A 19,495-nucleotide genomic window follows, 5' to 3' on the forward strand; every position below is an offset into this window, starting at 1 on the left:
CGCTCATTCCGCGATCGGCTCGATCGCCTCGCCGTTCTCCTCGTCGTCCGCGGCATCCATGAGACGAACCGCCGCGACGACGTGCTCGTCCTCGTCGACGTTGAACAGGCGCACGCCCTGGGTGTTGCGCCCGGTGATGCGGATCCCGGCGACCGGCATGCGGATCAGCTTGCCCTTGTCGGTCATCAGCATGAGCTGGTCGGCATCGTTGACCGGGAAGGTCGCGGCGACCGGGCCGTTGCGCGGCGAGGTCTCGATGTTGATGACGCCCTGCCCGCCCCGGTTGGTGATCCGGTACTCGTAGGCCGAGGTGCGCTTGCCGAAGCCGTTGCGGGTGACGGTGAGCAGGAGCTGCTCCTCCGCCTGCAGCTTCTGGATCAGCTCCTCCTCCAGGTCGACCGGCACGTCGCCGTTGCCGTTCTCGACCTCCTCGCCCTCGGCCCGCCGCCGCGCGCTGGAGATCTTGAGATAGGCGTCGCGCTGGTCGATCGGCAGCTCGATATGGCGGAGGATCGACATCGAGACGACCTCGCCGTCCTCGCCCAGGTCCATGCCGCGCACGCCTTCCGAGGCCCGCGACTTGAACACGCGCAGGCTCTCCACCGGGAAGCGCACCGCCCGGCCGCCGCGCGCCGCCAGCATCATGTCGTGGCTGTCGTCGCAGACGTCCACGCCGACCAGCCGGTCGCCCTCGTCCAGCCCCATGGCGATCTTGCCGTTGGACGGCACCCGGATGAAGTCGGACAGGTCGTTGCGGCGGACCTTGCCGGACGCGGTGGCGAACACGATCGAGAGGTCGCCATAGGTGCTCTCGTCCTCGGGCAGCGGCAGCACCGCCGAGATCGCCTCGCCCTCCTCCATCGCCGGGAACAGGTTGATCATCGCCCGGCCGCGCGCCTGGGGGTTGCCCAGCGGCAGCTTGTAGACCTTGAGCTTGTAGACCCGGCCGCGCGTGGTGAAGAACAGGACCGGCGTGTGGGTGACCGCCACGAACAGCCGGGTGACCACGTCGTCCTCGTGCGTGCGCATGCCCGCCCGGCCCTTGCCGCCCCGGCGCTGCGCCCGGTAGGTCACCAGCGGCACGCGCTTGACGTAGCCGGCATGGGTGACGGTGACGACCATGTCCTCGCGCTGGATCAGGTCCTCGATGTCCTGGTCCAGCTCGCTGAACATGTCGATGACGCTGCGCCTGGGGTCCGCGAACCGGCTGCGGATGTCCAGCATCTCCTCGCGCATCACCTCGAGCAGGCGGCCGCGGTCGTTGAGGATGCGCAACAGCTCGCCGATGTCGACCGCCAGCTTCTCGACGTCCTCGACCAGCTCGTCGCGCGCAAGCGCGGTCAGGCGCTGCAGCTGCAGGGCCAGGATCGCGCGGGCCTGCGCTTCCGACAGGGTATAGGTCTCCGAGGGCGGCGGCACATCGACCAGCCCGGCCTCGGCGCGCTCCAGGAGCGGCAGGATGTCGGCCGACGGCCAGTCCCGCGCCATCAGCCGGGTGCGCGCCTCGGCCGAATCCTTGGACGAGCGGATCAGCGCGATCACTTCGTCGATGTTGAGCACCGCGATCACCAGGCCGATCAGGCCATGGATCTTGCTGCGCGCTTGGCCCAGGCGATGGGCCGAGCGCCGCAGGATCGTTTCCTCGCGGAACTCCAGGAACGCCTTGAGGATCTCGATCAGGCCCATGGTGGTGGGCCGGCCGCCCACCAGCGAGACCATGTTGATGCCGAACGAGGTCTGCACCGGCGTGTAGCGCCAGAGCTGGTTCAGCACGACGTCCGGGTCGGCGTCGCGCTTGAGCTCGATGACGACCCGGATGCCCTGCCGGTCGCTCTCGTCGCGCAGGTCGGCGATGCCCTCAACCTTCTTGTCGCGCACCACCTCCGCGATCCGCTCGACCATCCGCGCCTTGTTCACCTGGTAGGGAACCTCGGTGATGATGATCGCCGGCCGGTCCTTGCGGACCTCCTCCACATGGGTCTTGGAGCGGATCAGGATGCTGCCGCGGCCGTTCTGGTAGGCGGTCATGATGCCGCCGCGGCCCAGGATGATGCCGGCGGTCGGGAAGTCCGGCCCGGGCACGATCTCCATGATCTCGGCCAGCTCGATCGACGGATTGTCGATCAGCGCGATGCAGGCGTCGATGATCTCGCCCAGATTGTGCGGCGGGATGTTGGTTGCCATGCCGACCGCGATGCCGCCCGCCCCGTTCACCAGGAGGTTCGGGAAGCCCGCCGCCAGGACCGAGGGTTCCTCGGCGCTCTCGTCGTAGTTCGGCCGGAAGTCGACCGTGTCCTCGTCGATCTCGCCGATAACCGATAGGGCGGCGCGCGACAGGCGCGCCTCGGTGTAGCGCATCGCCGCCGGCGGGTCGTCGTCCTGCGAGCCGAAATTGCCCTGGCCGTCGATCAGCGGCAGGCGCAGCGAGAAGGGCTGCGCCATGCGCACCATTGCGTCGTAGATCGCGCTGTCGCCGTGCGGATGGTACTTACCCATCACGTCGCCGACGATGCGCGCGGACTTGCGGTGCGGCTTGCCGGGATCGAACCCGTTCTCCTTCATGGAGAAGAGGATCCGGCGCTGCACCGGCTTCAGGCCATCGCGGACATCGGGCAGCGCGCGCGACACGATCACGCTCATCGCGTAATCGAGGTAGCTTTTCCTCATCTCCTCTTCGATGGGGACGATGTCGAAGGGGCGCGACTGCTCGGTTGCCAAGGTCGGTGATCTCTGACGATGTGAAGGAACGGCAAACGGCGCCGGCGGGCGTCGATGCCCGAGCGCGCCTGCCTTCTAGCAGGCGGACGCGTCAGGTGCCAGCTTCGCCGGTCCGTCCACACCGGCCGGCTCAGCGCAGGTGGGCCTGCTCCGCCAGGCGGTCGGCCAGCCGGATCGCCAGCGCCACGATGGTCAGGGTCGGGTTGGCGTAGCCGCCGGTCGGGAACACCGAGCTGCCGACCACGTGGAGATTGTGCATCCCGTGCACCTTCAGGTCGCGGTCGACCACGCCCGCCCCGGGAGCGTCGTGCATGCGGGTGCCGCCCATCGGGTGCTTGGCGCCCTCGGCGGCGGCGTCGCGCCAGGCGGCATCGTCGGGCGGCACCCGGATCTCCAGCCGGCCGAGCCCCGCTGACTGGAGCGCCCGGTCGAGCGCCTCGTGCGCGCCCCGGATGCTCGCCACGTCCAGCTCGCTCATCCGCCAGGAAACCTCCGCCAGCGGCCGCCCCAGCGCGTCCTTGGCCGCCGACAGCCGCACGGCGTTTTCCCCGCGCGGCTGGCACTCGAACAGGCCGCGGGTCCGCCAGCGCCGGGCGGGGGGACCGTTGCGCCGCATCCGCTCTCTGATCGCGACCAGGAGCCGGTCCGGCCGGCGAAGCGCCGTCCGCAGCGAGCCGCCGGCGCTGCCCGGCACCTTGCGCCCCCGCCACTGCTCGACCCGCTCGATCATCGCCTTCACCGCGGGGTCGTCGAAAACCTCGTGGCTCTCGTCGGCGGATTTCAGGCAGATCACGCCCTGGAGCAGCCGGTCGCGCGCCTGCGGGCCCGGCGAGACCGCGAAGCCGCCCCGGGTCCGGTCGGCGCCCTGGCTGAAATAGAACCCCATGTCCGGCGCCGGGTCGTCCAGCTCCAGGAAGCCTGCCTCGACAAAGGCGTGCTCGGTGAACCAGCGCCCGACCTGGCCGTGCCGGTTGCCGATCGCCTGGGCCGGATCGTCGCCCGAGGCCAGCAGCAGGCGGGGATTCTCCACCCCGCCGGCCGCCAGGACGAACTGCCGGCCGGCCACCTCCAGCCGGCGCCCGTTCAGCGTTCGGACCGACAGATGGTCGATCCGGTCGCTGTCCGGATGGGCAAAGGCGCGCTCCACCGGGGCGTGCAGATAAACCCGCAGGCTCGGCATGGCCGCCAGCGCCTCGCGATAGGCCGTGCCGAACCGCAGCCTGCTCTGCTGGAACAAAGCGGGCGTGAACATGGTCCGGTCGAGGTCCAGGGCGCGTGTGCCGCTTCGCGCCTGCCAGGCCGGGACGTCGTCGTCGAACCCGCCAAGGCCGAACCAGGGGGCGGCGCGCCGGTAGAACGGCATCAGCGCCTCCCGGTCGATCGGCCATCCGGGCCGGCCGAGCTGCGGGCAGGCGGCGAAGTCGACCGGGTCGAGCGCCCGGCACCATCCTGCCCAGACCTGCGAGGCCCCGCCCAGCGCCACCAGCCTGGTGTCGCGCAGCGGCGGATAAGGGTCGCCGATGACCGTTCCCCCGGCCAGGGCCTGGGCTGCTCGGTCATGGCCGAGCCCGCCGGCCTCCAGGAGGCAGACGTCCAGCCCCCTGCCCGCCAGTTCCATCGCGAGCACGATGCCGGCGGGCCCGCCCCCCACCACCACATGGTCGGCTTCGATCCGGGTCCCGTCGGAAAGACTGCGCGCGTCGACGATCACGCCGCCAGCTCGCTTCCGTGCAGCGCCAGGGCCCGCCCGCTCATCGAAGGGTCCGGCGGCAGGCCCAGCAGGGCCAGCGCGGTCGGCGCCAGGTCGACGATCGACCCGCCCTCCGGCCCGCTGCCGGCCTCAATGCCCGGCCCCGCCGCCACGAACCAGGCCTCCGCACGATGGTTGCCGGCCCGGCCGGAGGGGAAGTGCTTGGGCAGGTCATGGACAAAGCCCGGCAGGACGTCGCAGGCGATGCGGCGCACCGGTTCCGCTCCCGCCGGGCTCCAGCGCACCAGGAGGTCGGGTAGCAGGTCGCGCTGCTCGGCCGGCCCGGGTGTGCGGCTCCACGGCCGCTCCACGGCCGCCACCAGGCTGCGCCCGGTGTCCGCGTCGCGCAGCCCGGACAGGCGCTCCTCCAGCCGCGCGCACAGCTCCTCGTAGGCATCGCCCGGGGGAACGATGCCGTCGCGCTCGCGGCCCTGCAGGTTGATCCGCACATAGCCGGCAAGGTCCACCGGCATCGGGAAATGGGTGGTGGCGCGCCAGTCCAGCATCCGAGCCGACCAGATCGACGCCAGGCGGTGGCCGACCTCCGCCGGCAGCCGCGCCAGGACCGGCCGGATCCAGTGGAACGGGATCCGCCGCTTGATCCGGTAGAGCAGCCCGCGCTTCGCTGTTTTGCCGCTCTCCGCCGCGTCCATCGCCGCCATCAAATCGGGGAAATGGTCGGCCATGCCGTGGTTCTTCTCCATCCCGTGCAGCGCGAACACCATCACCCGCGCCGCCGGGTCGGCCGCCTCCAGGACTTGGCCGATCGCCTGGTCGATGCGCTGGTAGATCTCGGCCAGCGCCCCCTCCAGCCGCGCCCGCGCGTCGTCGTCCAGGCTACGCGTGTCGACCTGCGACAGGTCCCAGAGATAGTGCCCGCCGCGGTGGCTGGCGCCGAACACCAGGCAGGCCAGGTCGAACCGCCTGTCTTTGAGGAGGTCAGCCGCGATCGCCGCCATCTGGTCGGTGGCGCGCAGGAGCTGGCCGCGCAGCCGGTCGAGGCCGCCAGCGTCCTGCAGGCCGAATTGCTCCACCTCCATCGCCGGCGGGCCGTGGCGCCGCTTGAGGTCCCGCCACAGGCCGGGCGGCGAGGCGGCCCGGGAGATCAGGTCGTGGGTGCCCCAGCCGCCGAGATAGATCCCTTCGGCGCCGACCCGCGGCTCGCCCACCACCATCGGCATGTCGATGGCGGCCACCCGCAGCCCCGCCGCGGCGACCCGCTCGTAGAACGGCCGGTCCGGCAGCCAGGCCTCGCTCGGCACCTCGATCCGCATCGCCCGGGCGCGCCAGAGCTTGTTGTGGTAGATGCCGTGCCGCTCCACCGGGCGCCCGGTATAGAAGCTGGGCCAGACCCCGCCGGCATACGCCCCGGCCACGGTGGCGAGGCCGCCGCTCTGGCCGCGCTTCTCCAGCCCGGCCAGCACCGGCATCCGCCCCTCTGCCATCAGCCGGCGGACCAGGCCGCGGTCGGCGGCATCGATGCCGATCATGATCACCGGGCGTCGTTCGGGCATTGTCGCCATCGTCACAGGAACCGTCGCACGCAGAGGAAATGGCCGTTCAGGGCGCCTTCCAGGAGCCACACCGCCGCCTTCTTGCGCCGGCCGAGCCGCACCCAGCCGGTCAGGGGCAGCGGCCCGTGCCGGAAGATCGCGCGGTCGGCGACCTTGCGGGTCGACTGCACCAGGCGGCGCTTCTCCCGCAGGGCCGGCCAGGCCGAGCGCAGCGAGCGCAGCGCCGCCCACCAGGCCGGCCGCATGCCCGAGGCGCTCAGAAAGCCCAGCTGCGCCAGCTCGTACAGGCACAAGGCCGGCAGCAGGAGGCAGATCGAGCGGCCGGAATAGCTCTTGGCGACCACGAACCAGCGGTTGCGCACTAGGAAGAACACGCGCTGCGGCGACGCGGTCATGCCGGGGCGGTAGGACAGGCCGCGGGTGCCCTGGCCATGCAGCACCACCGCGCGCGGGTCGATCCACAGCTCGTGGCCGAGCAAGCGGGCGCGCACCCCGAAATCATGGTCCTCGAGGTTGAAGCCGAAATCCTCGTCGAACGGCACCGCGCCGCGCCAGCGGCCGCGGTCGATCAGGAAGCAGGCGGTCACCACCGAACCGGTCGGTGCGGGAATGGCGGCGACGCTGGCGGCCTCGCGGTCGGCATGGCGCGGGATCATCAGCCCCAGGAAGTGGCAGTCGGCGCTCTCGTACTGGATCACCGCCGGCTGCCGCTCGTAGAGGACCCTGGGAACCGCCACCAGCGCCTCCGGCCGGGCATCCAGGGTCTCGCCCAGCATCGCCAGGGTGGAGCCGGTCAGCCGGACATCGTTGTCCAGGAACAGGATCCGGTCGCAGCCGGCGGCGGCGAACCCGGCATTGCGCGCCCCGGCCGGGCCCAGATTGGTTGGCAGCGCCAGGACGCGCAGGCCGGGGCACAGCTGGACCGCGAGTTCCGGGCTGCCGTCGGCGGAGGCGTTGTCGACCAGCAGGATCTCCGCGTCCGCCTCGGCATGCGCTTGCACCGAGGCCAGGGTCGCTGGCAGATGGCCGGCCCCGTTATAGTTGATGATGCAGATGGTGATACGGCCGCACGCCGTCCGGCCGCTCATGCGCAGGAGCCGCCCGGATCATGCCGGAGGAACTTCTCGCCGCGCACCGTCCGCGGCGGCACCCGTTCCCGCCGGCACCATGATACCTGCCTGCCGAGCATCCGGCCTCGTTCCGACCAAGGGCAAACGCACCGGGCGTCCCAGAGCCGGCTGAGCGCAGCATCGCGTTCCGCGCTGCCCGGCCTGGCCCGCTCCGGCCCGATCCGTTCAGGATCCCCTACCACGATCGGACATGGACGATGAAGCGGCTTGCTCTGACGTTGCGGATCCGCCGCCGGGTGAGTTCAGCCGGCGGCTTCGAGGGTGGTGGCACCGTAGTAATGCCAGAGGAACAGTGCCCCCACCCCACGCCAGGGCGCCCAGTCCGCCACCATCGCGCGCAGCGCCTTGGCGCTCGGGCGGGCTTCCAGGCCGCGCAGGCGCTGGTAGGCGATCTGCATCGCCAGGTCGTCGGCGGGGAACACGTCAACCCGGCCGAGCGCGAACAGGAGGTAGATGTCGGCACTCCAGCGCCCGAAGCCCGGCACCGCCACGATCTGGGCGATGATTTCCGCCTCGCTGGCCAGGTCGTGCCCGTCCAGGTCGAGCGCCCCGTCCAGCACGGCCGCGGCCATGGCCCGGGCATGGTCGATCTTGCGCCGCCCCATGCCGCAGGCCCGCAGGGTCTCGACCGTCTGCGCCGCCAGCCAGTGATGGTCGGGACGCTCCCCCGCCGCCTCCTCCAGCCGCCGCCAGATCGCCGCAGCCGCCTTGGTCGAGATCTGCTGGGCGGTCATGATCTGCAGGAGCGTGGCGAAGCCCGGCGGCTGGATGCGCGGGGGCGGGTCGCCGATCCTGGCGCGCAACGCCGCGACCTGCGGGTCACGCGCAGCCAATTCCTGCATGCCGCGACGGATCTTCTCCTCGTCCACCCTGTTCCTCGCCACCAGATCCTGTCTTCGCCCGTATCGCCACCGGCAACTCGCATGGGAGCCGCAAGTTGAGCAAGTCGATCGTGCCGCTCGTCGTCGGCCTGCTCCTGGTGGTCGCGGCGGCGCTGGCGACCGTCTGGAACGAACGGCGCGCCGGGGCCGGTGCCGACCTGCGCGGCCTGGTGCAGGCCGAGCTGGTCGAGGCCGGCCATCAGGAGGTCGAGCCGGCGCTGGAGGGCGAGATCCTGCGGGTCGCCGGCCCGGTCAGCGCCGACGGCCATGTCCGCGAGCCGGCGCTCGATAAGAGCTTCCCAGTCCTGCGCCTGGACCGGATCGTCGAGACCGCCCAGTGGCGGGAGGAGGAGATCGTCACCCAGGGCGGCCGGGACCTGCGCTACCATCTGGTCTGGTCGGCCAGCCGGATCGATTCCAGCCGGTTCCGCGACGGGGGCGGCGCCCACCCCAACCCGCCCCTGCGCCTGGAAAGCGAGCGGTTCCTGGCGCCCTCGCCCCGGCTGGGCGCCTGGAGCGCCGACCATGCGCTCTGGCACGCGATCCGGGCGACGGAGCCGGTGCGCCTGCCCGACCGGATCGAGCTCAGCGAGCTCGGCCCGTTCTCCCGGGGCAGCGACTGGTGGTGGTCCGGCGACCCGGACCGGCCGGCGCCCGGCGACATCCGGTTGCGCTACCGGTCGGTGCCGCTCGCCAGGGTGACCCTGATCGGCCGGGCGCAGGACGGGCGCCTCACCACCCTGGCGGACGAGCAGGGCGAGGAGCTGGCGCTGGGAGCGCTCGGCGACGTTCCGGCGGACGAGCTGGTCGGCAAGGCGGCGACCCTGTCCGCGACCGAGACCTGGAAGCTGCGCCTGCTCACCCTGGCGGTGTTCCTGCTGGGCGGCTTCATCCTGGCATTCGCCCTCAAGCGCCTGGCCCCGGAGCTGCTGGCCGAGCTTGGCGGCAACATCCGGACCACGGGCGGGCTTGGCGGACTCCTCATGTGGCTGGGCGCCACCGTAACCGTCTGGTTACTCGTGCGCTTCCGCTAACCCACGCTCACGCCGTAGATTTTTCGCTCTCCCAGATCGCTTCAAACGTGGGCGGGCGCGTGCTACCCCCAGTCGAGGCAGCGCTGGAGGCGTGGCCGTCGGGACCTGCAGGGAAGGAACGGGCATGGAACGCGAGCAGATGGCCTACGACGTGGTGATCGTGGGCGCCGGGCCGTCCGGCCTCGCCTGCGCGATCCGCCTCAAGCAGCTTGCCGGCGACGACCTCTCGGTCTGCATCATCGAGAAGGGCGCGGAGGTCGGCGCCCACATCCTGTCCGGGGCGGTGCTGGAGCCGCGCTCCCTGAACGAGCTCCTGCCCGACTGGAAGAGCATGGGCGCGCCGGTGGAGACCGAGGTCACCGACGACCAGTTCCTGCTCCTGACCGAGAAGGGTGCCCGCCGCCTGCCCACGCCGCCGCCCATGCACAACCATGGCAACTACATCATCTCGCTGGGCGTTCTGTGCCGCTGGCTGGCCGAGCAGGCCGAGGCCATGGGCGTCGAGATCTACCCAGGCTTCGCCGCCGCCGAGGTGCTCTACGACGAGCGGGGTGCGGTGCGCGGCGTCGCCACCGGCGACATGGGTGTCGGGCGTGACGGCAAGCCGACCGACGCCTACCAGCCCGGGATGGAGCTGGTCGGCCGGCTGACCCTGTTCGCGGAAGGCTGCCGCGGCTCGCTGACCAAGACCCTGTTCGAGCGCTTCAACCTGCGCGACGGCGTCGACCCGCAGACCTACGGGATCGGCATCAAGGAGCTCTGGGAGGTCGACCCCGCCCAGTTCAAGAAGGGCCTGGCGGTCCACTCGATCGGCTGGCCGCTCGACCCCAAGACCTATGGCGGGTCCTGGCTCTACCACTGGAAGGACAACCAGGTCTCGTTCGGCTTCGTGGTCGGCCTGGACTACGCCAACCCCTATCTGTCGCCGTTCGACGAGATGCAGCGCCTGAAGCTGCACCCGGCGATGCGGCCGGTCTTCGAGGGCGGAAGGCGGATCGGCTACGGCGCGCGCGCGCTGAGCGAGGGCGGCCTGCAGTCCCTGCCCAAGCTGGTGTTTCCCGGCGGCGCCCTGATCGGCGACACCGCGGGCTTCCTGAACGTGCCCAAGATCAAGGGCACCCACACCGCGATGAAGTCCGGGATGCTGTGCGCCGAGGCGGCGGCCGAGGCGCTCAAGGCGACCGGCGACCAGCCGGTCACGCTGGATTCCTACCCGGCCCTGTTCCGCAGCTCCTGGCTGTACGAGGAGCTGCACGGCGTCCGCAACATCCGCCCCTCCTTCCGGCGCGGCCTTTATGCCGGCCTCGCCTTCTCCGCGATGGACACCTACGTGTTCCGCGGCAAGGCGCCCTGGACCCTGCACCACCACACCGACCACGGCGCCACCGAGCCCAAGTCGAAGCACCACCCGATCGACTATCCGAAGCCCGACGGCAAGCTGACCTTCGACCGGCTGAGTTCGGTCTTCCTCTCCGGCACCAACCACGAGGAAGACCAGCCCTGCCACCTGCGGCTCAAGGACCCGACCGTCCCGACCCGGATCAACCTGCCGACCTATGATGCGCCGGAGCAGCGCTACTGCCCGGCGGCGGTCTACGAGATCGTCCAGGAGAACGGCGAGCCCAGGCTGCAGATCAACGCGCAGAACTGCGTGCACTGCAAGACCTGCGATATCAAGGACATGACCCAGAACATCAACTGGGTGACCCCGCAGGGCGGCGGCGGCCCGGTCTACGGGACCATGTGACCGGGCGGGCCGGAACGCTCGGAAGCCGCGGCTGCCCTGGTTTAAACATTGACCGTGTAGTTTGGGCCGACGATGTTCCTGTCTCGCTCGGAAGACTGGAGAAGAACGCCATGAAGTCTGCGACGCTCACTGCCTGCGCCCTGCTGGTCTCGGCCGGCCTGCTCGGTGCCTGTGCTCCTGCCGGCACCGAGCGACCGGGCACGCCCGCCGCCGAGGCGACCGCCCAGCCCTCCAAGGCCGCGACGCTGGATTCGGCGGTCGACACCGCGCTGCTCGACCTCTATCGCGCCGCGCCCGGCGCCGAGGCGCTGGTGAACAACGCCAAGGGCGTGCTGGTGTTCCCCTCCATCACTAAGGCCGGCTTCATCGCGGGTGCGGAGTTCGGCGAGGGCGCCTTGCGCGTCAACAAGGAGACGGTGGGCTACTACCAGCTGGCCGCCGGCTCGTTCGGTCTGACCGCCGGCGTCCAGAACGCGTCGCAGGTGATCCTGTTCAACACCGACGAGGCGCTGGAATCCTTCCGCAACAGCAGTGGCTGGACGGCCGGCGCCGACGCCTCGGTGGCGCTGCTGCAGATCGGTGCCGGCGGCACCATCGATACCCGCACCGCCAACTCGCCGGTCCAGGCGATCGTCTACAACACCTCCGGCCTGATGGCGGACGCCTCGATCCAGGGCCAGAAGATCACCAAGTTCGAGCCCTGAACGAAGCTGCTTCCTCCCCTACGCGCGCTGATGGCCAGCGCGCGTGGCGCCTGCCGGGCGAGCTGCCCGACAAGGTCGTGCACCTGACCGGGCTGGCGCTGGGCGCTCTCGCCTGCATCGTCCTGGCCCTGGCGGCCTTGCCCGAGGCCGGCCTGCGCCAGGCGGCCGCGCTCGGTCTCTACGCGCTGGGGCTCATGGCGATGCTGGCCTGCTCGGCCCGCTACCATCTGGCGAGCGAGCCGAACCGCAAGCACCGCCTGCGCCGGTTCGACCACGCCGCGATCTTCCTGATGATCGCCGGCACCTATACCCCGCTCCTGGCGATCGCGGTCGGCAGCGACAGCGCCCTGTTCCTGCTGGCGCTGGTCTGGCTGGTGGCCCTGTTCGGCGTCGCCATCAAGCTCCTGGCGGTGCCGGTGCCCGAATGGCTGTCGGTGGCGCTCTATCTCGGGCTTGGCTGGACGATCCTGCTGACCCCTGGCGGAATCGCCGCCGCCCTGTCCGGCTCGTGCCTGGCGCTGCTGGTGGCGGGCGGGATCGTCTACAGCCTGGGCGTGCCCTTCTATCTCTGGCGAAGCCTGCGCTTCCACACCGCGATCTGGCACGTCTTCGTGCTGGCCGGGGCTGCCTGCCACTACCTGGTCGTGCTGGACGAGGCGACCGGCTGAGGGCAGGCGCCCGCTCTCAGCCCTCCACCTCGTGGGCCGTCAGGAACATCGCCTTCTCCAGCGCTTCGAAGAAGCGCTGGTAGGGCGCCGGATCCTCGACCGCCTCGGCGTTGTACTCGGCATTGGCCCGGACCATGGTCTGCTCGGCGCCGCTCGGCCGCACCGTCACGGTCATCCGCAGCGCATAGCCATCCAGCTTGGTGCCGCTGACCGAGCCCAGCGTCGCATCGGCCTTGTCGACCACGAAGCCCAGGTCCTGCAGCGTCGCGATCACGGTGCGCAGCGTCTGGGTCCGGTCGGCGGTGTCGAAGGTGCGGGTCTGGAAGCTGCGCAGCTGCACCGCGCTGGCGCTGCTCTGCAGGATCTGGTCGCGGCTGTTGGTCTGGCAGCCGGCCAGGATGGTGGTGGCGGCCAGGATGGCGGCCAGCAGGCCCGTGCGCATGGTCGACCTCATATCGCGTTCGCCGTCAGGAAGACCGACTGGGACAGCTTGTCGTAGAATTCCTGGTAGAGCCCGGGCTCGCCCAGGAACTCCTGCCTGGAGACGTCGCCCCGGTCGTTCCAGACGATCCGCTGGAAGGTCACCCGCGTGCTGGTCCGGTCGCCCTCCAGCGGGGTGGTGACGAAGGCCAGCCGGATCTTCTGCTGGTCGTCGGTGGGCACGTCCACGCCGAGCAGGACCGCCATGATGATGGCGTTGGCCATCTGGCCGCTCTCCCTGGCGCTGCGGGTCTTCGACGCGACGATGACCCCGAGATCGGTCTCGCTCTCGTCCAGGGAGAAGCCCAGGTCCTGCATGACGCCAGCGCCCGCCTGCAGCAGGGCGGTCTCGTCGGTGGTGTCGAAGACGCGGGTCTGCAGCTGGCGGCGCTGAAGGCTCTCGCTGTCGAGCTGCAGGGCCTCGGGAGGGATGCCCTGCTGGCATGCGGCGACGGCCAGCGCCAGGCCGGCGACGACGAGTCGGCGTTTCATCGGGGCGCCCTCAGAACGACGACTGGCGGTACGAGTAGTCGCGGACCAGGTTGTCCTCATCGAAATTGATGATGATCGTCAGGGTCCGCTGCGAGGAGCTTTGCGCCGAGCTGCCACCCTCGGCGCCACCCAGCAGCAGGAACACGAACCCGCTGGAGGACGACTGGACGTTGCTGGTGGCGACCTTGTCGTACACCCATGTCTCGCGCCGCTGCTTGTCGGTGGTCACCATGTTCGGCGAGCCCAGCGCGGCGACGACCTCGGCGCTCGACATCCCGACCTTGATCTCGCGCTGGACAGTGCCGACCGAAATGCGGTCCTGCGACGGATCGGAAACGTTTTGGGACAACTGCTGCGGTGATGTGCAGGAGACGATTGCCGGCGCCGCGAGCATCAGTGCCGCGAGCCAAAATACTTTCTTAGCCACCCATGAATTCCTGGATACTTTGCTGGAAAGCCAGGAATGGGCGGCAGCGCCTTGACCGGCAACTGTTTCCTTTCCGGTAAAGGTGCGGACATGTATCCGATGTGACCGAAAAGTAACGTGGCCCAGGCGGACGTGCTTCACCTCTCGATCCAGGCCTTCGTTTCCCCCAGGATCTCCTCGGCCAGGTCGGAATCGTCGCTGATCCGCGCCAGGAGCAGCGCTCCCACCATGGCCGCCCAGCTGCCGATCGCGGCCTGGCGCCTGGCCGCCTCGTCCGCGCCCGGGGCGGTGCGGGCCAGGCGCTCGATCTGGCGCCGCAGGCCCCTGGTCATCGCCGCCCGCGCCTCCGGCGTCTGCCGGATCGTTTCCGGGCCCAGGGCCACGGTGGCGCAGCCGCCGGCCCGTTCGTCCCGGTGCCGGGGCGAGAGGTAGCTCCGGGCGAACTCAGCCAGTTCCACCTCGCCCGCCAAGTTGGCCGCGAGCGCATGTTCCACCGTCCAGGCGACCAGTTCGTCCTTGGACTGGAAATGCCCGTAGAAGCCGCCATGGGTCAGCCCGGCTGCCTTCATCACCTCCGCCACCGTCACGGCCGCCACGCCCTTGTCCCGGAACAGGCGGCTGGCCGCCTCCAGGATCCGGCGCCGGTTCTCCAGCATCTGCTCGCGGCTGACCTTCATGGTCCCTCCCCCTCGTGCTGCTTGACAGCATACATGATGCCCATCATGAATGCATTCAGATGATCGCCATCATGATTACGGGTCCGCAAGCCCGCGAAGGAGCATCCCATGGCCAGCCATCCCGCCGTTCTCGTCACCGGGGCCTCGACCGGCATCGGCGCCGTTTATGCGGAACGTTTCGCCCGGCGCGGCCACGATCTCGTGCTGGTGGCGCGTGACCAGGCGCGCCTGGAGGCACTCGCCGGCCGCCTGCGCGGCGAGACCGGGGTCCAGGTCGAGATCCTCCGCGCCGACCTCACCGAGAAGGCCGACCTGACCCGGGTCGAGGACCGCCTGCGCACCGACCAGCGCATCGGCGTGCTGGTCAACAATGCCGGCGCCATCTCCGCCGGCGGCTTCCTGGAGCAGGACCCGGAGGAGGTCGCCCGGATCATCGCCCTCAACACCACCGCCCTCGCCCGACTGGCCAGCGCCGTGGCCCCGCGCCTGGTGGAGGCTGGTGCCGGCAGCATCGTCAACATCGGCTCGGTGGTGGGCCTGGCGCCCGAGCTTGGCCTCGCCGTCTACGGCGCCACCAAGGCGTTCGTGCTGTTCTTCAGCCAGGGCCTCCAGCTCGAGCTCGGGCCCAGGGGCGTCTATGTCCAGGCGGTGCTGCCCTCGGCGACCCGGACGGAAATCTGGTCGAACGCCGGCCGGGATGTCGACCAGCTGCCGGCGGTGATGGAGACGGCCGAGCTGGTGGATGCGGCGCTGGCCGGCTTCGACCGCCGCGAGCCCGTCACCATCCCGCCGCTGCCCGATGCCGGCCAGTGGGCTGCCTACGAGGCCGCCCGCCAGGCCATGCTGCCGAACTTCATGCAGGCCCATGCCGCCGAGCGCTACCGCAGCGCCGCCTGACACCCGGCCGACCCTCAGCCGGGACGGGTGAACACCTCCACCCCGTCGGCGGTGATCCCGACCGTGTCCTCGGCCTGGGCCGACCAGGCGCGGTCGCGGGTCACCACCGACCAGCCGTCGGGCAGCGTCTTGGTGGCGGGCTTGCCGGCCACCAGGATCGGCTGGACCGACAGGAACATGCCCTCCTCCAGGACATCGCCCTCGCCTGGCCGGCCGTGATGGGCGACGTGCGGCTCCATGAAGAACTCGCGGCCGATCCCGTGGCCGCCCAGATCGCGCAGCACCGCGAAGCCCACCCCCTCGACCCGCGCCTCCGCCGCCTGCTGGATGGCATGGCCGAGATCCCCCAGGGTGACGCCCGGGCGCAGGACCGCCAGCCCCGCCGCCAGCGCCCGCTCGGCGCGCAGGGCCAGGAGGCGGCCGCGCGGCGTGGGCGTCCCGGCATGGAAGGTCCGGCAGATCCCGGCATGCCAGCCGTCCACCTGTGCCTTGAACGCGATCTTCACCAGGTCGCCTTCCGCCAGCTTCCGCGCGCCGGGAATCCCGTGGCACACCGTGTGGTTGACCGAGATGCAGGCGGCGGCGGGAAAGCCCAGGATGCCCTTGGTGGCGGGCAGGCCGCCCTCGGCAAGGATGCTGGCCTCGACGATCCGGTCGATCTCGGCGGTGCTGGTGCCGGGCGCCACCGCAGCTCCGGCCTGCGCCATCGCGCCGGCCGCGACCCGGCCGGCAACACGCATCTGGGCGAACGCCTCGGGCCCGTGGCGGACGATCGCCATCGGCGCCGGGTCAGCCGGTCCGGACGATCTGGTAGGGCGGCTTCTCGTAGCCCAGCGCCGAGCGGGTGAACACCTCCACCCCGGTCTCGGTGACCCCCACCGTGTGCTCGAACTGCGCCGAGGAGGTCTTGTCGCGGGTCACGCAGGTCCAGCCATCCGCCAGCACCAGCACATCCGGGCGGCCGACATTCACCATCGGCTCGATGGTGAAGAACATCCCGGGCTTGAGCACCACCGGCGGGCGCTTCTCGACCTGCAGCTTGCGCGGGATCTTGTAGTGCTTGACCTCGGGCGCGTCGTGGAAGTTGCGGCCGACGCCGTGGCCGACGAACTCCTCGACCACCGAGAAGGCCACGCCGTGGCGGCGCTCCTCGACGACCTTCTGGATCGCCCAGCCCACGTCGTCCAGCGTGGCCCCGGGCTTCACCGCGTCGATCCCGGCCCACATCGATTCGAAGGTCCGCTCGATCAGCAGGAGGTCCTTCACCTTGGCCTTGGGCAGCGCGAACATCCTGGACGTGTCGCCGTACCAGCCGTCCAGGATCACGGTGACGTCGATGTTCAGCGTGTCGTCCGGCTGCAGCAGCTTCTTCTCGCTGGGGATGCCGTGGTTCACCACCCGACCGATCGAGATGCAGGAGGAGGCCGGGTAGCCCTTGTAGTTCTTGGTGGCCGGGATGCCGCCATGGTCCAGCATGTAGCGCTCGATCAGCCGGTCGAGCTCGGCCGTGCTGATCCCTGGCCGGATATGCGGCGTGATGAAGTCCAGCGTGTCGGCGGCCAGCCTTCCGGCCCGGCGCATCCCCTCGAACCCGGCCTCGTCATGGATCGGGATCGGGCGGCTCTCCAGGCCGTGCTCGATGAAGCTGTTGGCGAACGTCTCCGCAGCCGCTTCCAGGCCGGCCATCGACGCCAGGTCGAACGGCTCGTCGGGCTTCTTGAAGATGCTCTTGGCAGGCTTGATCGGGCGGTTCATTCGGCAGGAATCGCAGGATGTCGGGGGATGGACGGGTCCGGCTACACGCTGAGCCCGGGCGAAGTCAACCGGCGCCCGTCCGCAGCTTCTCGCGCCACGCCGCATACAGCCCGCTGGCGACGATCACGCAGGCGCCCGCCACCACGATCAGGCTCGGCACGTCGCCGAACACGATCCAGCCGGACAGGGAGGCCCAGATCAGCATGGTGTAGGTGAACGGCTGCACCGCCGCCGCCGGGGCGAATTTCAGCGCCAGCACCAGGCCGAAATGGCCGACCACGCCCAGCGCCGCGATCACGCAGAGCAGCAGCCACTGCTCCGGCGTGGGATCGGTCCAGAAGAACGGGCCGACCAGGGTGAGTGCGATCGTGCCGCCGATCGTCTGCCAGACCATCGAGGTCGCGGCGGCGTCGTGGCGGCCGGCGATCCGGGTCATGATCTGGTAGAACGCATACATCAGGGCGCAGCCCAGCATGATCAGCATGCCCGGGCTGACCTCGGCGAAGCCCGGCCGCACGATGATCAGCACGCCCACCAGGCCGCCGCCCACTGCGATCCAGCGGCGCAGGCCGACCTGCTCGCCCAGCATCGGCACGGACAGCGCCGTCACCAGCAACGGCGTGAGCGCGAAGATCGCATGGGCGTCGGCCAGCGGCATGGTCTGGTAGCCGTACACCACGAAGGTCATCTCGGCCGAGATCAGCACCGCCCGGCCGATCTGCAGCTTCGGCCGGGCGCTGCGCAGGGTCAGGCGCAGCCCGCCCGGCACCGCCAGCATCAGGACCAGCGGAATCGAGAGGGCGTAGCGCACCCAAAGGATCTGCACCGGCGCCAGCTGGGTGGACAGGGTCTTGCTGACCGCGTCCATCCAGCCGAAGCAGACCATCGCGCAAAGGCAGATCAGGATGCCTTTGGTGGTGGGCTCGAGCTTCAAGTCCCCGACAGGGCGAAGCCTGCCGGCCGGAACGCGCCCTGGGCCCGCTCCACCGCCGCGGCCGCCCGCAGCACCAGCGCGTCGGCGAACGGCCGGCCGATGATCTGCAGCCCGATCGGCATGTGGTTGCCGTCCAGCCCCACCGGCACCGACACCGCCGGCAGCCCCAGCCAGTTGGACACCCCGATCAGCTGGCCGATCGCGTTGGCGGTGGCCACGAAGGTCGCGTCGCCGCCGGTATCCGTATCCGCGATCCGGGGGGTCTGGACCGGGCAGGTCGGCAGCACGATCAGGTCGGCCTCGCTGAACATTGCCTTGCAGAACGCGTCCAGCGCCGGGCCGCGGCTGCGCATCGCCGAGATGTAGTCCACCGCGGACAGCGCGAAGCCCGGCTCCATGCGCGCCAGGGTCTGCGGCACGAAGTCGGCGCGGCGCTGCTGGACATGGGCGCGGTGCACGGCACCGCACTCGGCCATCAGCACCAGGCGGCGGATCGCGTTGATCTGCTCGACCCGTTCCATCGCCCCTTCCCGGACGGTGGCGCCGTCGGCGACCAGCGCCTGGATCGCCTGGCGCACGGTGGCGTCGATCAGGGGATCCACGGTGCAGCCCAGGCCGCTGGTGGCGTGCAGCAGGCGCAGCCCGGCCACGCCGCGCTCCAGCCCGGCCGTGAACACCGGCACCGGGCGGCGGCTGGTGGTGCTGTCGTCCGGGTCGTGGCCGGCGATCGCCTGCAGCACCAGGGCGGCATCGCGGCTGGTGCGGGCGAGCGGGCCGACATGGTCCAGGGAGAAGCTGAGCGGCATGGCGCCGGCCCGGCTGACCAGGCCGTAGGTCGGCTTGATCCCGACCAGGCCGCAGAACGAGGCCGGGATGCGGATCGAGCCGCCGGTGTCGGAACCCAGCGTCGCGGCGATCAGCCCGGCCGCCACCGCGGTGGAGCCGCCCGAGGTCGAGCCGCCGGTGATCCGCTCCGGGTCGTAGGCGTTCTTGGGCGTGCCGGTATGGTTGTTGTGCCCGGTCACGCCCAGCGCGAACTCGACCATGTTGAGCCGGCCGACATCGATGGCGCCGGCCCGGTCCAGGCGCTGCAGGACCGTGGCGGTGCGCGGGGCCACGAACTCGCTGCGGATCACCGAGCCCTGCCCGGCGATCTCGCCTTCCCGGTAGAACATGTCCTTGTGCGCCAGCGGCACGCCGTGCAGCGCCCCGCGCAAGCGGCCCTGGGCGCGTTCCTGGTCGCAGCGGGCCGCCTCGGCCAGCGCGTAGTCCGGCCAGAGCCGGGCCGTGGCGTTGAGCGCCCGGCCGCGCCCTTCCAGCGCGGTCAGCACCGCCTCGGTCGCCTCCACCGAGCTGACCGCGCCTGTGCGGATCGCGTCGGCGAGTTCATGCAGCGACAGGCTCAGGATGGCGTGGCTCATGCCGAAGGCCCTCCCTCGGCGTTGCGGTCCAGGGCCACCAGGAAGTCGCCCGGCTCCGTTTCCATCGGCAGGTCCGCGCACGCCTCGCGCAGCAGGGCGACCAGTTCCGTGCAGGTCGCCTGCGCCGATGCCGGGATCTCCACGCCCGCCGCCGTGGTCACCCTGTTCTCGTTCTCGCCCGCCACCCCGATCGTCCCTTGCTGGTCAGTGCATGGACAGCGCTTAGCACTCCGCTACAGTTCCAGACAGTCGCGGCAACGACGCAA

Annotated in this window: 19 protein-coding genes; 5 read left to right on the top strand and 14 right to left on the bottom strand. The window is 70.6% G+C overall.

The genetic code is table 11. The features are described 5' to 3' along the window. Positions 1-3: 3 nt before the first annotated feature. From gyrA to GEMRO_RS0124465, 5 genes are all read right to left on the bottom strand, one after another. The gene (gene gyrA, locus GEMRO_RS31625; RefSeq protein ID WP_084507859.1) at positions 4-2,667 is read right to left on the bottom strand and encodes a DNA gyrase subunit A; all 2,664 of its coding nucleotides are present in this window, start codon (positions 2,665-2,667) and stop codon (positions 4-6) included. Positions 2,668-2,848: 181 nt separating this feature from the next. Next, a complete protein-coding gene (locus GEMRO_RS0124450; RefSeq protein WP_027136119.1) occupies positions 2,849-4,429 on the bottom strand; it encodes an FAD-dependent oxidoreductase in 1,581 nt (526 codons plus the stop codon). Continuing rightward, positions 4,426-5,982 (bottom strand): alkaline phosphatase family protein, encoded by a 1,557-nt coding sequence (locus GEMRO_RS0124455; protein WP_027136120.1) that lies wholly within the window; start codon positions 5,980-5,982, stop codon positions 4,426-4,428. Before GEMRO_RS0124455 ends, GEMRO_RS0124450 begins: the two co-directional genes overlap by 4 nt. An 11-nt stretch (positions 5,983-5,993) precedes the next feature. Further along, positions 5,994-7,070 (bottom strand): glycosyltransferase family 2 protein, encoded by a 1,077-nt coding sequence (locus GEMRO_RS0124460; RefSeq protein WP_027136121.1) that lies wholly within the window; start codon positions 7,068-7,070, stop codon positions 5,994-5,996. Between the two features lie 284 nt (positions 7,071-7,354). Continuing rightward, positions 7,355-7,996: a DNA-3-methyladenine glycosylase family protein gene (locus GEMRO_RS0124465; protein WP_205625075.1), complete on the bottom strand. Its 642-nt coding sequence runs from the start codon at positions 7,994-7,996 to the stop codon at positions 7,355-7,357. A gap of 53 nt (positions 7,997-8,049) precedes the next feature. Between GEMRO_RS0124465 and GEMRO_RS0124470 the strand changes: the two genes are divergently transcribed. From GEMRO_RS0124470 to trhA, 4 genes are all read left to right on the top strand, one after another. Then, positions 8,050-9,027 carry a TMEM43 family protein gene (locus GEMRO_RS0124470; protein ID WP_027136123.1) on the top strand — a complete coding sequence of 326 codons (978 nt, stop codon included), beginning with the start codon at positions 8,050-8,052 and terminating at the stop codon, positions 9,025-9,027. A gap of 124 nt (positions 9,028-9,151) precedes the next feature. After that, positions 9,152-10,774, top strand: coding sequence for an electron transfer flavoprotein-ubiquinone oxidoreductase (locus GEMRO_RS0124475; RefSeq protein ID WP_027136124.1), 1,623 nt, complete (start codon positions 9,152-9,154; stop codon positions 10,772-10,774). Positions 10,775-10,884: 110 nt separating this feature from the next. Then, positions 10,885-11,478 (top strand): BPSL1445 family SYLF domain-containing lipoprotein, encoded by a 594-nt coding sequence (locus GEMRO_RS0124480; protein WP_027136125.1) that lies wholly within the window; start codon positions 10,885-10,887, stop codon positions 11,476-11,478. Positions 11,479-11,555: 77 nt separating this feature from the next. Further along, the gene (gene trhA, locus GEMRO_RS31630; protein ID WP_205625076.1) at positions 11,556-12,146 is read left to right on the top strand and encodes a PAQR family membrane homeostasis protein TrhA; all 591 of its coding nucleotides are present in this window, start codon (positions 11,556-11,558) and stop codon (positions 12,144-12,146) included. A 16-nt stretch (positions 12,147-12,162) separates the two neighbouring features. Here trhA and GEMRO_RS0124490 read toward each other — a convergent pair whose 3' ends face one another. The 4 genes from GEMRO_RS0124490 to GEMRO_RS0124505 all read right to left on the bottom strand — a co-directional run bounded on the left by GEMRO_RS0124490 (position 12,163) and on the right by GEMRO_RS0124505 (position 14,222). Continuing rightward, the gene (locus GEMRO_RS0124490; protein WP_027136126.1) at positions 12,163-12,588 is read right to left on the bottom strand and encodes a hypothetical protein; all 426 of its coding nucleotides are present in this window, start codon (positions 12,586-12,588) and stop codon (positions 12,163-12,165) included. 8 nt (positions 12,589-12,596) lie between these two features. Then, entirely contained in the window at positions 12,597-13,118 is a 522-nt protein-coding gene (locus tag GEMRO_RS0124495; RefSeq protein ID WP_027136127.1) for a hypothetical protein, read from the bottom strand. A gap of 10 nt (positions 13,119-13,128) precedes the next feature. After that, on the bottom strand, positions 13,129-13,545 hold the full coding sequence (gene bamE, locus GEMRO_RS0124500) for an outer membrane protein assembly factor BamE domain-containing protein (RefSeq protein WP_027136128.1): 417 nt from the start codon (positions 13,543-13,545) through the stop codon (positions 13,129-13,131). A 137-nt stretch (positions 13,546-13,682) separates the two neighbouring features. Beyond that, a complete protein-coding gene (locus GEMRO_RS0124505) occupies positions 13,683-14,222 on the bottom strand; it encodes a TetR/AcrR family transcriptional regulator (protein WP_027136129.1) in 540 nt (179 codons plus the stop codon). A gap of 108 nt (positions 14,223-14,330) precedes the next feature. Between GEMRO_RS0124505 and GEMRO_RS0124510 the strand changes: the two genes are divergently transcribed. Continuing rightward, positions 14,331-15,119, top strand: coding sequence for an SDR family NAD(P)-dependent oxidoreductase (locus tag GEMRO_RS0124510; protein ID WP_027136130.1), 789 nt, complete (start codon positions 14,331-14,333; stop codon positions 15,117-15,119). A gap of 14 nt (positions 15,120-15,133) precedes the next feature. Here GEMRO_RS0124510 and map (GEMRO_RS31635) read toward each other — a convergent pair whose 3' ends face one another. The 5 genes from map (GEMRO_RS31635) to GEMRO_RS0124535 form a co-directional block, all read right to left on the bottom strand. Beyond that, on the bottom strand, positions 15,134-15,898 hold the full coding sequence (gene map, locus GEMRO_RS31635) for a type I methionyl aminopeptidase (protein ID WP_035485940.1): 765 nt from the start codon (positions 15,896-15,898) through the stop codon (positions 15,134-15,136). Between the two features lie 10 nt (positions 15,899-15,908). Continuing rightward, a complete protein-coding gene (gene map, locus GEMRO_RS0124520; RefSeq protein ID WP_407645440.1) occupies positions 15,909-16,760 on the bottom strand; it encodes a type I methionyl aminopeptidase in 852 nt (283 codons plus the stop codon). Between the two features lie 178 nt (positions 16,761-16,938). Then, the gene (locus tag GEMRO_RS0124525) at positions 16,939-17,808 is read right to left on the bottom strand and encodes a DMT family transporter (RefSeq protein WP_027136132.1); all 870 of its coding nucleotides are present in this window, start codon (positions 17,806-17,808) and stop codon (positions 16,939-16,941) included. Beyond that, positions 17,805-19,229, bottom strand: coding sequence for an amidase (locus GEMRO_RS31640; protein ID WP_051329442.1), 1,425 nt, complete (start codon positions 19,227-19,229; stop codon positions 17,805-17,807). Before GEMRO_RS31640 ends, GEMRO_RS0124525 begins: the two co-directional genes overlap by 4 nt. Continuing rightward, on the bottom strand, positions 19,226-19,414 hold the full coding sequence (locus GEMRO_RS0124535; protein WP_027136133.1) for a hypothetical protein: 189 nt from the start codon (positions 19,412-19,414) through the stop codon (positions 19,226-19,228). The genes GEMRO_RS31640 and GEMRO_RS0124535 overlap by 4 nt, the downstream gene beginning before the upstream one ends. Positions 19,415-19,495 lie beyond the last annotated feature (81 nt).

Origin of the sequence: Geminicoccus roseus DSM 18922 (assembly GCF_000427665.1) — a bacterium.
Lineage (GTDB): Bacteria > Pseudomonadota > Alphaproteobacteria > Geminicoccales > Geminicoccaceae > Geminicoccus > Geminicoccus roseus.

Bases quoted from the DNA above. Each gene is read 5' to 3' on its own strand.
- GEMRO_RS0124495 (WP_027136127.1), bottom strand. From the start codon at position 13,118: ATGAAACGCCGACTCGTCGTCGCCGGCCTGGCGCTGGCCGTCGCCGCA.
- GEMRO_RS0124455 (WP_027136120.1), bottom strand. From the start codon at position 5,982: ATGCCCGAACGACGCCCGGTGATCATGATCGGCATCGATGCCGCCGAC.
- GEMRO_RS0124490 (WP_027136126.1), bottom strand. From the start codon at position 12,588: ATGCGCACGGGCCTGCTGGCCGCCATCCTGGCCGCCACCACCATCCTG.
- gyrA (WP_084507859.1), bottom strand. From the start codon at position 2,667: ATGAGGAAAAGCTACCTCGATTACGCGATGAGCGTGATCGTGTCGCGC.
- GEMRO_RS0124505 (WP_027136129.1), bottom strand. From the start codon at position 14,222: ATGAAGGTCAGCCGCGAGCAGATGCTGGAGAACCGGCGCCGGATCCTG.
- GEMRO_RS31640 (WP_051329442.1), bottom strand. From the start codon at position 19,229: ATGAGCCACGCCATCCTGAGCCTGTCGCTGCATGAACTCGCCGACGCG.
- GEMRO_RS0124510 (WP_027136130.1), top strand. From the start codon at position 14,331: ATGGCCAGCCATCCCGCCGTTCTCGTCACCGGGGCCTCGACCGGCATC.
- map (WP_035485940.1), bottom strand. From the start codon at position 15,898: ATGGCGATCGTCCGCCACGGGCCCGAGGCGTTCGCCCAGATGCGTGTT.
- GEMRO_RS0124475 (WP_027136124.1), top strand. From the start codon at position 9,152: ATGGAACGCGAGCAGATGGCCTACGACGTGGTGATCGTGGGCGCCGGG.
- GEMRO_RS0124460 (WP_027136121.1), bottom strand. From the start codon at position 7,070: ATGAGCGGCCGGACGGCGTGCGGCCGTATCACCATCTGCATCATCAAC.
- GEMRO_RS0124480 (WP_027136125.1), top strand. From the start codon at position 10,885: ATGAAGTCTGCGACGCTCACTGCCTGCGCCCTGCTGGTCTCGGCCGGC.